This is a genomic window from Shewanella sp. 433 (assembly GCF_059338565.1).
The window spans coordinates 1,567,475-1,580,025 of sequence record NZ_CM181703.1; the positions used below are offsets into that span (position 1 = coordinate 1,567,475).

General features: G+C 46.6%; 13 protein-coding genes. 8 read left to right on the forward strand and 5 right to left on the reverse strand.

Features of this window, described 5'->3' with window-relative positions; all coding sequences use genetic code 11:
- Nucleotides 1-7: 7 nt before the first annotated feature.
- Entirely contained in the window at nucleotides 8-886 is an 879-nt protein-coding gene (nadK, locus tag AC5YB1_RS07005) for an NAD(+) kinase (RefSeq protein ID WP_494521242.1), read from the reverse strand.
- A 100-nt stretch (nucleotides 887-986) separates the two neighbouring features.
- On the opposite strand from nadK, the gene grpE reads away from it, so the two are divergent.
- A complete protein-coding gene (gene grpE / locus AC5YB1_RS07010; protein ID WP_494521243.1) occupies nucleotides 987-1,619 on the forward strand; it encodes a nucleotide exchange factor GrpE in 633 nt (210 codons plus the stop codon).
- Nucleotides 1,620-1,720: 101 nt separating this feature from the next.
- Here grpE and dxs read toward each other — a convergent pair whose 3' ends face one another.
- Genes dxs through xseB form a run of 3 tightly spaced genes read right to left on the reverse strand, consistent with a single transcriptional unit; the run spans nucleotide 1,721 to nucleotide 4,733 of the window.
- Nucleotides 1,721-3,589 carry a 1-deoxy-D-xylulose-5-phosphate synthase gene (gene dxs, locus AC5YB1_RS07015; RefSeq protein WP_494521244.1) on the reverse strand — a complete coding sequence of 623 codons (1,869 nt, stop codon included), beginning with the start codon at nucleotides 3,587-3,589 and terminating at the stop codon, nucleotides 1,721-1,723.
- 22 nt (nucleotides 3,590-3,611) lie between these two features.
- Nucleotides 3,612-4,493, reverse strand: coding sequence for a (2E,6E)-farnesyl diphosphate synthase (gene ispA / locus AC5YB1_RS07020; RefSeq protein WP_494521245.1), 882 nt, complete (start codon nucleotides 4,491-4,493; stop codon nucleotides 3,612-3,614).
- Complete coding sequence (xseB, locus tag AC5YB1_RS07025; protein ID WP_494521246.1) at nucleotides 4,494-4,733, reverse strand: exodeoxyribonuclease VII small subunit; 240 nt, start codon at nucleotides 4,731-4,733, stop codon at nucleotides 4,494-4,496.
- A gap of 401 nt (nucleotides 4,734-5,134) precedes the next feature.
- Here xseB and pomA point away from each other — a divergent pair, with 401 nt between their 5' ends.
- From pomA to thiI, 3 genes are all read left to right on the forward strand, one after another.
- Nucleotides 5,135-5,902 carry a flagellar motor protein PomA gene (pomA, locus tag AC5YB1_RS07030; protein WP_494521247.1) on the forward strand — a complete coding sequence of 256 codons (768 nt, stop codon included), beginning with the start codon at nucleotides 5,135-5,137 and terminating at the stop codon, nucleotides 5,900-5,902.
- Nucleotides 5,903-5,906: 4 nt separating this feature from the next.
- Nucleotides 5,907-6,842, forward strand: a complete 936-nt coding sequence (locus tag AC5YB1_RS07035) for a flagellar motor protein MotB (protein ID WP_494521248.1) — start codon at nucleotides 5,907-5,909, stop codon at nucleotides 6,840-6,842.
- A gap of 166 nt (nucleotides 6,843-7,008) precedes the next feature.
- Complete coding sequence (gene thiI, locus AC5YB1_RS07040; RefSeq protein ID WP_494521249.1) at nucleotides 7,009-8,463, forward strand: tRNA uracil 4-sulfurtransferase ThiI; 1,455 nt, start codon at nucleotides 7,009-7,011, stop codon at nucleotides 8,461-8,463.
- Between the two features lie 466 nt (nucleotides 8,464-8,929).
- Here the strand turns inward: thiI and AC5YB1_RS07045 are convergent, their stop codons facing one another.
- Nucleotides 8,930-9,163 (reverse strand): hypothetical protein, encoded by a 234-nt coding sequence (locus tag AC5YB1_RS07045; RefSeq protein WP_494521250.1) that lies wholly within the window; start codon nucleotides 9,161-9,163, stop codon nucleotides 8,930-8,932.
- 180 nt (nucleotides 9,164-9,343) lie between these two features.
- Here AC5YB1_RS07045 and AC5YB1_RS07050 point away from each other — a divergent pair, with 180 nt between their 5' ends.
- The 4 genes from AC5YB1_RS07050 to rlmM all read left to right on the forward strand — a co-directional run bounded on the left by AC5YB1_RS07050 (nucleotide 9,344) and on the right by rlmM (nucleotide 12,544).
- Nucleotides 9,344-10,255, forward strand: a complete 912-nt coding sequence (locus AC5YB1_RS07050) for a transcriptional regulator GcvA (protein ID WP_494521251.1) — start codon at nucleotides 9,344-9,346, stop codon at nucleotides 10,253-10,255.
- Nucleotides 10,236-10,982 carry an alpha/beta fold hydrolase gene (locus AC5YB1_RS07055; RefSeq protein ID WP_494521252.1) on the forward strand — a complete coding sequence of 249 codons (747 nt, stop codon included), beginning with the start codon at nucleotides 10,236-10,238 and terminating at the stop codon, nucleotides 10,980-10,982. Before AC5YB1_RS07050 ends, AC5YB1_RS07055 begins: the two co-directional genes overlap by 20 nt.
- Entirely contained in the window at nucleotides 10,975-11,364 is a 390-nt protein-coding gene (locus AC5YB1_RS07060) for a DUF423 domain-containing protein (RefSeq protein ID WP_494521253.1), read from the forward strand. Before AC5YB1_RS07055 ends, AC5YB1_RS07060 begins: the two co-directional genes overlap by 8 nt.
- Before the next feature lie 94 nt (nucleotides 11,365-11,458).
- Entirely contained in the window at nucleotides 11,459-12,544 is a 1,086-nt protein-coding gene (gene rlmM / locus AC5YB1_RS07065; RefSeq protein WP_475514489.1) for a 23S rRNA (cytidine(2498)-2'-O)-methyltransferase RlmM, read from the forward strand.
- Nucleotides 12,545-12,551: the final 7 nt, after the last annotated feature.

Sequence of the window (12,551 nt, forward strand, 5' to 3'; positions counted from 1 at the left end):
TCATTAGTTAAAACAATTTACTGCCCCAACCGAGTTTACTTCTTAGTACGTTAAAGTAGTTATATCCCGTAGGATGGATTAAATGTAAGCGCTCTTTGCTGCGGCGGATAATAATTTCATCGCCTGGCAGTACCGCTAAAGTGACATGACCATCACAGCTGACCTCTAAGGCATCATCATTATCGGGTGACACCACTAGTTTAATGGTGCTACAGGCATCGACCACTATCGGCCGGCAAGACAAAGTGTGTGGAAACATCGGCACTAAAATGAGCGCCTCAAGGTTGGGGGTTAAAATGGCTCCCCCGGCAGAAAGTGAATAGGCTGTAGAGCCCGTTGGGGTGGAAACAATCATGCCATCGGCGCGCTGACTATACATAAAGTTGCCGTCAATATAGACTTCAAACTCAATCATATGCGCAATTTTACCTGGATGGAGCACCGTTTCATTAACAGCGGTATTACTGGCTTTTACGCTGCCATGACGATGGACTTCCGATTCGAGTAAGAAGCGGTATTCAGTTTCGTAATTGCCTTCGAGCACTTTAGTTAATGCGGGTTCAAATCCTTCGGGAGGCAGATCGGTTAAGAAGCCCAAATTACCGCGGTTGACGCCGATAACGCCAATATCAAAACGGGCTAGTACGCGCGCCGCACCTAACATATTACCATCACCGCCGACGACGATAGCCAAATCGCAGTATTCACCTATTTGCAGTAAATCGACCGATTTGACATGGGGGCCAATTTCAGCGGAAACTCGCTCTTCAACATAAACATCATAGCCTTGTTGGGTTAACCAATGATGCAGTTGTTTTAGAGTATTATGTGTCCCAAGGTGATGGGGTTTGCCAATTAAGCCGATTGTGTGGAACGCTTTACTCATATTTGTCTTTGATCCATGCCTTAGGGCTTGAAACCTCAAATTTGATCCCCATAATATGCCCAGAGCATGCAGAAACAAAGCATTTTTAGCTGGAGTAACAATGAGCAACGAATCAAATAAAGCACAAGAGCCACAGATTGATCAAAATATCGCGCCAGAAGTCGACACCGAAGTGGTTGAAGATGCGGCCAATTTGATGGATGAGCTAACCCAAGCTAATTTTCGTATAGAAGAGCTTGAACAGGCACTCGCCGCTGCGGAAGCGAAAGTCGAGGAGCAGAAAGATTCTGTGATCCGCGCCGCTGCAGAAGTGGATAATGTCCGTCGTCGTGCTGCCATGGATGTGGAAAAGGCCCACAAGTTCGCCCTCGAAAAGTTTGCCAATGAACTTTTACCTGTTATTGATAACATGGAGCGAGCGCTTCAAGGAACCAATGTAGAAGATGAGACCACCAAGGCGATTTATGAAGGGGTTGAGCTGACGCTTAAGAGCTTTACTACAGCGGTTGAAAAGTTTGGTCTATCACCATTGAACCCACAAGGTGAAGCCTTTAACCCTGATCATCATCAAGCTATTGGCATGCAGCCAAGTGATGAGTTTCCGGCAAATACCGTTATGATGGTCATGCAAAAAGGTTACATCCTTAACGACCGCCTGCTGCGCCCTGCTATGGTAATGGTGTCGCAAGGTGGCGATTCGGCCGATACTGGCTCAATCGATACCCAAGCCTAATAGGTATTCGATGTCGTTAGTATAAAAAGACGTTATTATAAAAATAGGCCTCAAGTTGAGGCCTATTTTTTTGTCACTATTTGACTAGATATACTGACTGATCACGCACCGATATAGGCGTTGATTTGATGTAAAATCCCTTCGCCATCGAGTTTCAACTCTGCCAAAATCTCCGCCGACTCACCGTGTTTAATAAACTCATCGGGCAAACCGATATTAAGCACTGGCATGGGCAATTTCAGTTGTTGCAGTAGTTCCAATACGCCAGAACCTGCGCCGCCCATAATGGCATTTTCTTCCACTGTCACTAACAGGTCGTGGCTGGTGGCTAATTGCTTAACCAGTTCAGCATCTAATGGCTTAACAAAACGCATGTCAGCCAGTGTGGCATCTAAGGCCTGGGCCGCATAATCTGCCGCAGCCAAGGTGGTGCCGAAGTTAAGGATGGCAATTTTTTGGCCTTGACGCTTAATCAACCCCTTACCAATTTCCATAGCCGTCATGGTGTCAACTTGTGGTTCGCCAGTGGCACTTCCTCTAGGGTAACGGATGGCCGTTGGGCCATCGTTATAACAGTAGCCTGTATAGAGCATTTGCCGGCATTCATTTTCGTCAGATGGCGCCATGATCACCATATTAGGAACCGTGCGCATAAAGCTTAAGTCAAATGCGCCCTGATGGGTCGGGCCATCTGCGCCAACAATACCGCCGCGGTCGATAGCAAAGATCACCGGTAACTTTTGCAGCGCCACGTCATGAATTAATTGATCATACCCGCGTTGCAAGAAGGTCGAATAGATGGCCACAACGGGCTTATACCCTTCACAAGCAAAGCCTGCGGCTAATGTCACTGCGTGTTGCTCAGCAATCGCGGCATCGAAATATTGCCCCGGGAAACGCTGAGAAAACTCAACCATGCCTGAACCTTCGCGCATGGCGGGGGTGATCCCCAAGACTTTGTCATCCTTTGCTGCCATATCACACAGCCAGCGGCCAAATATTTGAGAAAAGCTAGGATTTGAAGGTTTTGCGGCCGGCTTGGCAAAGGTTGACGGATCAAACTTAGGCACTGCATGCCAGCCTATGGGATCTTTTTCTGCCGGTTCATAACCACGACCTTTCTTGGTCATGATATGTAAAATCTGCGGTCCCGATAGGTTACGCATGTTTCGCATGGTTTCGACTAAGGCATCGACATCGTGACCGTCGATAGGGCCAATATAGTTAAAGCCCAGCTCTTCAAACATGGTACCAGGTACGACCATACCTTTAAGGTGCTCTTCGGTGCGCTTAGCCATCTCTTTGATAACAGGCATCCCTTTGAGCACTTTTTTACTGCTTTCACGGATGGTGGTATATAAGCGGCCAGACATCAGTTGGGCTAGATGATTATTGAGTGCGCCGACGTTTTCTGAAATCGACATCTCGTTATCATTAAGCACGACTAACATGTCGTTATGCAGGTCTCCAGCGTGGTTCATCGCCTCAAACACCATGCCGCCAGTCATCGCGCCATCGCCAATCACAGCGACCACTTTTCGCCCTGCTTGCTCTTTCTCTGCAGCCACGGCCATGGCCAGAGCTGCACTGATAGAGGTACCTGAGTGACCCACACTAAAGGTGTCATATTCACTTTCTTCACGCCAAGGGAAGGGGTGTATGCCGCCCTTTTGACGTATGGTATGCATCTTATCGCGGCGCCCGGTTAAAATTTTATGTGGATAGGCTTGATGCCCCACATCCCAAACGAGTCTATCGAATGGCGTGTTATAGACATAGTGCAAGGCAACGGTGAGTTCGACTGTGCCGAGCCCTGAGGCAAAGTGGCCACTCGAAATGCCTACCGATTGCAGCAAAAAACTTCTGAGTTCATCAGCAAGTTTTGGGAGCACGCCCTGTGGCAACTGTCTCAGCTCATCAGGGGTGTTGGCCTGTGCTAACACAGGGTATTTCGTTATATCCAAACTCATAGCGAGATTCTTTGGCTCTTTATTATACTCTTCGCTCAATGATAAAACGGGCGAATTCGGCAATTAACTGGCTATTGTATGGTAATTTAGCCAGCGCTGATAGGGCATCATCGATCAAACTTTTAGCGGTTGCTTGTGCACCAGGCAAGCCCAGCAATTTAGGGTAGGTGCTCTTATTGGACTCGCAGTCAGACCCTTGTGGCTTTCCAAGCTCTTCGGTGCTGGCGATAATATCGAGCACATCGTCTTGAACTTGAAAGGCTAAACCCACTGCGTCGGCAAATTCTAACAGTAGATCGCGCTCGTTATCTGTGATGGCTGCGGCAATGATAGGTAATTCCACTGCGCAGCGAATTAGGGCGCCAGTTTTAAGGCGATGTAAGCGTTTTAATGTGGTTAAGTCTATCTGTTTATCGGTGGCATTAAGATCCATCGATTGACCGCCACACATCCCATGATAGCCAGAAGCCTTGGCTAGCGAGCGTACCATGGCCAACTGTTGGCTTGGTTGTAAATCTGGCTGCTCTTGGCTAATAATTTCAAAAGCTAGGGTCTGCAAAGCATCACCGGCTAAAATCGCGGTGGCTTCATCGAAGGCGATATGCACTGTGGGTTGACCGCGGCGCAAGGCGTCGTCGTCCATGGCGGGTAAATCGTCGTGAATAAGTGAGTAGGCATGGATGCATTCGATGGCGGCGGCGCAGGCGTCGAGTTGCTTCAAGGGGACATTAAGCATGTCGCCTACAGCGTACACTAGGAAGGGCCGAATACGTTTGCCCCCCAGTAATGCGCCATGCGCCATCGCGGCTTTGAGTTTCGGCTCGGTATCATCTTGAGCATGGATAAAGTGGCGCAGCTGGTCATCGACTCGCTGCTGATATTGGGTTATCGCATCGGCTAGCAATTATTCGCCCTCGGCAATATAGGGATGCAAACTGGGTTGGTCGTGCTCTTGGGTTAGAATAGTCACTTTTTGTTGTGCCTGCTCTAACTTTGCTTGGCTGTTTCTGACTAGGTTGATACCGCGCTCAAATTGTTTTAATGCGTCATCGAGCGATACATCACCTTGCTCTAAGTCGCCGACAATCCGTTCTAACTCGGATAAGGATTCTTCAAAAGTGAGGTTTTCAGGTTTTTTAGCCACAGTGATTTTCCCAAGAAATTAGCGACAGACAAAGTATCTCAGTCAACCTTAAGGGTCAAATTACGCTGCCGTATATTTGTGCAACAGCACGCTTTAAAGAGGTTTTTTTATAAAAAATTGAATTTATAACTAAACTTGCGTGTAAGCTGTCCGATAATGGTAATAGATTAAGACTCAATTTTGTCGACGATTATACCCTAAAGTGCGCGAAGCCGTTAAGGTGGTCTGTGGCCGATAATGGCTTTATCTGGCAAACATAGACCGTATAATTATTTGTGTTAGGGATATATGGGGTGACCATCAACAGGCCCCATTTTTTGCGTTTATCGAGCTGATTAACTTGGTCGCGTTGCTTGAGCGAGCAAGTTAGAGACAGCCTATTTTATAGATAAGGAAGAGTTGTGGATTTAGCGACACTGATAGGCCTAATTGGTGCGTTTGCTTTTATTATCGGTGCCATGTTCACCAGTGGTGGCATAGCAATTTATATTGATGTGCCCTCGGTACTGATTGTGATGATAGGCTCGCTGTTTGTGGTCATGATGAAGTACAACTTAAAGCAGTTTTTAGGTGCAGTAAAAATTGCCGCCAAAGCCTTTATCTTTAAAATCGATAAACCCGATGAGTTGATTGAACAGTCGGTTACTATGGCAGATGCGGCGCGTAAGGGCGGTTTTTTAGCGCTAGAAGAGGCTGAAATCAGTAATAGTTTTATGCAAAAAGCGGTCGACATGTTGGTCGATGGTCACGATGGTGAGGTGGTGCGTGAAGCACTGGAAAAAGATATTTCGCTCACAGAGGACCGCCATAAAACCGGCATTGGTATTTTTCAATCCTTAGGTGATGTTGCCCCTGCTATGGGGATGATCGGTACCTTAATCGGCTTGGTGGCCATGTTGTCTAACATGGATGACCCTAAGTCTATCGGGCCTGCGATGGCCGTCGCCTTGCTGACCACCTTATATGGCGCCATCATTGCCAATATGATCGCTATTCCGATTGCCGATAAATTGACCCTGCGTATGAGTGAAGAGATGCTCAATCGTAACTTGATCATGGACGCGGTATTGGCTATCCAAGATGGTCAAAACCCGAGGGTGATAGAAGGTTTCTTGAAAAACTATTTATCAGAGAAGCAGCGCACAATCGATACCACGGACGGGGAATAGCCGTATGGCTAAGAAAGTCAAATGCGATTGTCCGCCTGCGGGGGCACCTAAGTGGTTGGCGACCTTTGCAGACTTGATGTCGCTGTTGATGTGCTTTTTCGTGCTGCTGCTGGCGTTTTCCGAAATGGATGTCATGAAGTTTAAGCAGATCGCCGGCTCAATGAAATACGCCTTCGGGGTGCAAAATAAGGTTGAAGTTAAAGATATCCCTAAGGGCACGTCTGTTATTGCGCTAGAGTTTCGTCCTGGCAAACCCGAGCCCACACCTATTGAAATCATTAATCAGCAAACCAATGAGATGACAGAGCAGACGATTGAAGTGCAGGCGGGTGAAGATGACAGCGCTGGTGGCATACAGCAGCAACAAGGGGCTCAGCGCGGTGGCGATGCTTCGTCGACGGCACAAGAGCAGGCGGAAGCCGAAGCTCAGTCGCAGCAACAAGCCTCTTCACAAGATCAGATTAACGACCAAGTAAAGAAAATGGCTCAAGCCCTCAATAAAGAGATTGTTGATGGGGCGATTGAAATTGAGTCTCTAGGGCAGCAGATCATCATCCGCATTCGTGAAAAAGGCGCCTTTGCATCTGGCTCTGGTTTCTTACAGCCGAGATTTAAACCAGTAGTGCGCCGTGTTGGCGAACTACTCAAAGATGTGCCGGGTGTGGTGACGGTATCGGGGCATACCGATGATATAAAAATCAATAATGAACTCTATAGTTCTAACTGGGATCTCTCCAGTAAGCGTGCGGTGGCTGTCGCCCATGAGTTAATTAAAGTGGACGGCTTTAAACCACAACGGATGAAAGTGGTCGGTATGGCCAGCTCAGAGCCTCTGGTGGCTAACGACTCTGCCGAACATCGTACACGCAATCGACGTGTCGAAATTGCCATTGAGCAAGGCAAGGCAAAGGAAACCGATGAGATCAAGGTCGGGCCATAACCGCTGACTTATATCATAATTGTCCATAACGGGTCACTATTTGGGGCCCGTTTGCTGTGTGCCCGTTTAAAATTATGATCTTTTAGCGCTGCACAATAGGCATTTGTGCAGTGAGCTTGATATAATGGCTAAATTGCTGTCTAAATTTATCCCCCTCGGAACTTCCATGAAATTTATCGTAAAACTGTTTCCTGAAATCATGATGAAAAGCAAACCGGTAAGAATGCGTTTTACCAAGATGCTTGAAACTAATATTCGTAATGTGCTGCGCAAGGTCGATGAGGACGCAAAAGTCCAGCGCCAGTGGGATAAAATCATGGTTATGGTACCCGCAGATAAGCCTGAAATGGTGGCTGTATATGCCGAGCGCTTAGCCTGTATTCCTGGGATCGCCCATGTGCTGCAAGTTAAAGAGAGTACCTTTGAGTCGGTTGACGATATCTATCAGCAGACGTTAGCCCTATATAAAGATCAACTTGCGGGAAAAACCTTTTGTGTAAGGGTCAAGCGCAGTGGTAAGCATGAGTTTAACTCGATTGAAGTTGAACGCTACGTGGGCGGTGGTTTAAATCAGTTTACCGACGCTACTGGCGTTAGGCTGAAAAACCCCGATATGACGGTTAATTTAGAGATCGATAGAGAGCACCTTTATCTGGTTGAAAAACGTATCGACGGACTCGGCGGTTTCCCTATGGCTACCCAAGAAGATGTACTTTCTTTGCTGTCTGGTGGGTTTGACTCGGGTGTGTCGAGTTACCAGTTTATTAAGCGTGGCTCGCGAACCCATTATTGCTTCTTTAATCTTGGCGGCGATCAACATGAGATCGGTGTAAAGCAGGTTGCTTACCACTTATGGCAAAAATACGGCGAATCTCATAAGGTTAAATTCGTTTCAGTCCCGTTTGATCCTGTCGTGACCGAGATTTTAGAAAAAATAGATAATGGTCAGATGGGTGTTATCCTTAAGCGGATGATGATGCGCGCTGCGACTCGGGTTGCCGAAAAAATGGGTATTCAAGCATTAGTGACTGGTGAGGCTATGGGGCAGGTATCGAGCCAGACTTTGACTAACCTCAATGTGATAGATCGCTGCACCGATATGTTGATTTTACGCCCACTTATTGTGATGGATAAGCAAGATATTATTAATCTGAGTCGTCAAATTGGCACCGAAGATTTCGCCAAGTCGATACCCGAATACTGCGGTGTTATTTCACAAAAACCTACGGTAAAAGCGGTATTATCAAAAATCGAGGCCGAAGAAGCTAAGTTTTCTGACGATCTGTTAGATAGGGTGATTGCCGATGCCGAAATTATTGATATTAGGGAGATAGCAACCAGCATGGATACTAAGATCACGGCAACTGAAACCGTTGACTCAATTGGTGGTGGCGAAGTTGTCATCGACATTCGTGCTCCAGAAGAGCAAGAGCAGAGCCCATTAACGATTGACGGGGTCGAGATTAAAACCATTCCATTCTTTAAGTTGGCCACTCAGTTTGCCGCCCTCGATAAAGATAAAACCTATCTATTGTATTGCGATAGAGGGGTAATGAGTAAGTTGCAGGCGTTGTATCTGCAAGAGCAAGGCTATAATAACGTGAAGGTCTATCGCCCGTAATTGTTATTTAGCTTTTAAAAGCCGCCTAACAGGCGGCTTTTTGTTATCTGATGTTTACACGATAGTCAGTACATTATGTGGTTAACATACCATGGCGACTCACAAGGGGTTAGCGCCTGAATCTAATGCAGCCTGCAGGTTAGTGTATCTGCGAAGGTTTAGTTTATATGACTTGATTGAGTCCAGCTAGCTGACTTAAACGATGAGACAAAGCGACTTGATAAAGTTAAGAGATTGGCTTCATAGGTAAAAGTCACAATGGGAGGCACAGTCATCCATGGGCCTAGCAGATGGCTATAATGGTGCAAGATGAATATTGCTAATATTATATTACCAATAAGCTACTTTGATTGGCTCAAAGGTTGAATAAGTGGCCATAATGAGTGGTAATAAAAAAGCCGCATCAAAGAATGCGGCTTTTTATGACTTGCAATAAGTACTATTGCTCGTGATGATGCAACTTATGCTACTCTGCAAGTTGTGCGCTAACGGCTTCGGTCTTTAATTGCTCATCTTCATGTGCAATTAAAATAGCGTTGAGGTCATCATTGAGATCTTGTTGCATCTGGGTCAATCCTTCGGCCAACTCTGCGCTGATCGATGCATGTAAATCGGTAGTATCTACAAGGATTTCATCTGCGTTTACGACAGTTGAGCTAGAGAGCAACGCCATAGCAAAAACAGTCTTAAAGTTAATCATATTAATCGTCTCCGAGCGATTGCTATTGGGGGATTAGACACTCCCCCTTCTCGTCGTAGAGGCTGTCTAATATCATCGTTTAATTGGTGCAAATTTTACCAGTTCCTTGTTTCTTTACAAACGATAAAATGTAACAATTAGGATTAGGAAAACTAATCAAAATGTGCGACAAGGATCACTATGTCTAGACGTCTACCTCCACTGAATGCGGTCAAAGCATTTGAAGCTGCTGCCAGGCATTTAAGCTTTACACGAGCAGCAGAAGAATTGTTTGTCACGCAAGCCGCTGTTAGTCATCAAATTAAGGCGTTGGAGGAGTACCTTGGCTTAAAATTATTCCGTCGTAAAAACCGCTCTTTGTTGTTAACTGAAGAGGGGCAGGGCTATTTTCTCGATATCAAAGATATTTTCATTCAGCTGGCCGATGCAACAGATCGTTTACTTGCTCGAAGCGCCGTAGGATCCCTTACTGTCAGTACCTCGCCGAGTTTTGCGATTCAATGGTTAGTGCCTCGTTTATCTAATTTCAGTGAAAAGAATCCTGATATTGATGTGCGCATTAAAGCTGTCGACGATGAAACCAGTTCGCTTACTGACGATGTTGATGTGGCTATCTATTATGGCATGGGAAACTGGCCCGGTGTGCGTGCCGACAAGCTGCGCAATGAGGTGTTAATTCCAGTGTGTTCACCCATGTTACTCAATGGACCTAAACCACTTCAGCAGCCAAGTGATTTAAAGCATCACACCCTATTACATGACTCAAGTCGTCACGATTGGCAGGCTTGGTTTCGGCAATGTGGCATTAATGATATTAATGTGAACCAAGGTCCCATTTTTAGTCATTCATCGTTAGTCTTACAGGCGGCAGCTCATGGTCAAGGGGTTGCATTGGGTTACAGTGTCTTGGCGAGACCCGATATTAAAGCCGGCCGTTTAGTCTGCCCTTTCTCTGAAGTGCTGGTAAGCAAAGATGCCTATTACCTCGTGTGTCAGCAAAACCATGCCGAAATCGGTAAGATTGCCGCCTTTAGGCAATGGATGTTAGATATGTTTGAAGAGGAGTCTCGTAGTGAGTTGTTGCCAGGTTAAGGATGCGGATAATCAAGATACTAAGACGGCTACCTTTAGCCGTTTGTTGCTTGAGCAACCTATGCTTGATAACGCATTGCCGAGTAGCGAATGTTGGCTTTCAGGGCCTGTGGCGGACAAAGACACTGATATCGACACGCTGATTTTGTTGGCCCATGGCGCAGGTGCCAATATGGCGCATCCCTTTATGGCCGATTTGGCTGCTGGATTAAGTGCTACAGGAATGAGTGTAGTGCGCTTTAATTTCCCTTATATGCGTAACAATGCCATTGATGGCAAACGACGCCCGCCAGACAGGGCGCCTAAACTCTTAAATGATTTTAAGTTACATATTGAGGCGATACGTCAACGCTACCGTCCGCGGCAACTGATTTTAATGGGTAAGTCGATGGGCGGGCGTATGGCCGCTATGGTATCGAGCGAAGTGGCGGTCGATGCCGTGATTTGCTTGGGTTATCCATTTGTGCCACCGAAAGGGGGCGAGCCAAGACTCGAGCCGATTGCTTTGTGTCCCGCGCCATTGCTGGTGATACAAGGGGAGCGCGATAAATTTGGCGCTAAAGGGCAAGTAGAACCATGGCTTACCCCATATTCTGCGCAGTTACTATGGTTAAGCGATGGCGATCATAGTTTTGCGCCGCGAAAGTCGTCAGGCACCACACAAGCGGCTAACCTGCAACAGGCAATATCTTATAGCGTGAGTTTTATTAGGGGGTTACATGCATAAAGGATTTTTACTCATGGCGGCGCTCAGTGGTTTTATGGCCGTGGCGTTAGGCGCCTTTGCCGCACACGGGTTAAAGCAGGTCACGAGTGCCGAGATGATAACTATCTTTAATCTGGGCGTTGAGTATCAGTTTTATCATACCTTTGCCTTAATTGCGGTGGCCTTTGGTGGTCATTGGTTAAAGTCGCGTTTAATCACGTGGGCTGGATATCTGTTTATGCTGGGGATTGTGCTGTTTTCAGGCTCGCTTTACTTGTATGCCTTGCTTGGTGCCAAATGGACTGGCCCTGTAACGCCGATGGGGGGATTTTGCTTCTTACTTGGTTGGCTGTTTATTGCCGTTGCGGTATGGCGTGACAGGGTGGTTGAGCTGGATGATTAGTGCCTTGCCTGTTATGGCAATCGTATTCGTTTAGTAGAAAGTGTAGAATGGCGGCCGATTGTTTTGGTCGCCATTTTTTATTCAGGAAGTTCTGATGATTAACCTATTTTTATATTGCCGTGCTGGCTACGAGAAAGAGTGCGCCGCCGAGATCCAGCATCGCGCTGCTGAATTGGATATTGGTGGCTTTGTCAAAACCAACAAAAATGACGGTTACGTTATTTTTCAATGTTTTCAAGCTGGCGACGCCGATATTCTGGCTAAAAAGCTGGAGTTAGATTCGCTCATTTTTACTCGTCAGATGTTTGCCGCCAATGAGTTACTAAAATCACTGCCTGAAAACGATCGCGTCACGCCAATCGTTGAAGCGTTAGCCAAAGTGAGCAAAGCGGGCGAGCTGAGGGTTGAAACCCCTGATACCAATGAAGCGAAAGAGTTATCTAACTTCTGCCGTAAGTTTACGGTACCGCTTCGTCAAGCCTTAAAGCGCAGTGGCACTCTGCTAGAAAAAGAAAATCCAAAACGCCCGATTATTCATGTCTGTTTTGTTGGTTCAGGCACGGCGTATGTGGGTTACTCGCTCAGCAATAACAGCTCGCCCTACTTTATGGGGATCCCGCGTTTAAAGATGGCTGCGGATGCGCCGAGTCGCTCAACGCTTAAACTGGATGAAGCCTTTATCCATTTTATTCCTAAGGATCAACAAGAGCAGCGTTTACGTAGCGGAATGAACGCCGTCGATTTAGGCGCATGCCCTGGTGGGTGGACTTATCAATTGGTGCGTCGAGGCATGTTTGTGGCCGCTGTCGATAATGGCCCAATGGATCAAGGCTTAATGGACACCGGACAGGTAAAACATTATCAAGCTGATGGTTTTCGTTTTGAACCGCCGCGTAAAAATATTTACTGGTTAGTGTGCGACATGGTTGAGAAGCCTTCGCGAGTGGCGGAGTTGATAGAAGCATGGGCAATTAATGGCTGGTTTAAAGAGGCTATTTTTAATCTTAAACTGCCGATGAAGAGTCGTTATAAAGAGGTGTCGACAATATTAGACACCATGAAGACCATCTTAAAAGAGAATGGCATTGAAGAGTTTCATTTAGCCTGCAAGCATTTGTATCACGATCGTGATGAAGTGACAGTGCACTTATGGCTGCGCCCTAATACGGCTTGGAACTAAGCCTTAT

Coding starts and splice junctions, on each gene's coding strand:
- AC5YB1_RS07050 (WP_494521251.1), top strand. CDS start 9,344: ATGTCTAGACGTCTACCTCCACTGAATGCGGTCAAAGCATTTGAAGCT.
- AC5YB1_RS07045 (WP_494521250.1), bottom strand. CDS start 9,163: ATGATTAACTTTAAGACTGTTTTTGCTATGGCGTTGCTCTCTAGCTCA.
- thiI (WP_494521249.1), top strand. CDS start 7,009: ATGAAATTTATCGTAAAACTGTTTCCTGAAATCATGATGAAAAGCAAA.
- rlmM (WP_475514489.1), top strand. CDS start 11,459: ATGATTAACCTATTTTTATATTGCCGTGCTGGCTACGAGAAAGAGTGC.
- AC5YB1_RS07035 (WP_494521248.1), top strand. CDS start 5,907: ATGGCTAAGAAAGTCAAATGCGATTGTCCGCCTGCGGGGGCACCTAAG.
- grpE (WP_494521243.1), top strand. CDS start 987: ATGAGCAACGAATCAAATAAAGCACAAGAGCCACAGATTGATCAAAAT.
- nadK (WP_494521242.1), bottom strand. CDS start 886: ATGAGTAAAGCGTTCCACACAATCGGCTTAATTGGCAAACCCCATCAC.
- AC5YB1_RS07060 (WP_494521253.1), top strand. CDS start 10,975: ATGCATAAAGGATTTTTACTCATGGCGGCGCTCAGTGGTTTTATGGCC.
- dxs (WP_494521244.1), bottom strand. CDS start 3,589: ATGAGTTTGGATATAACGAAATACCCTGTGTTAGCACAGGCCAACACC.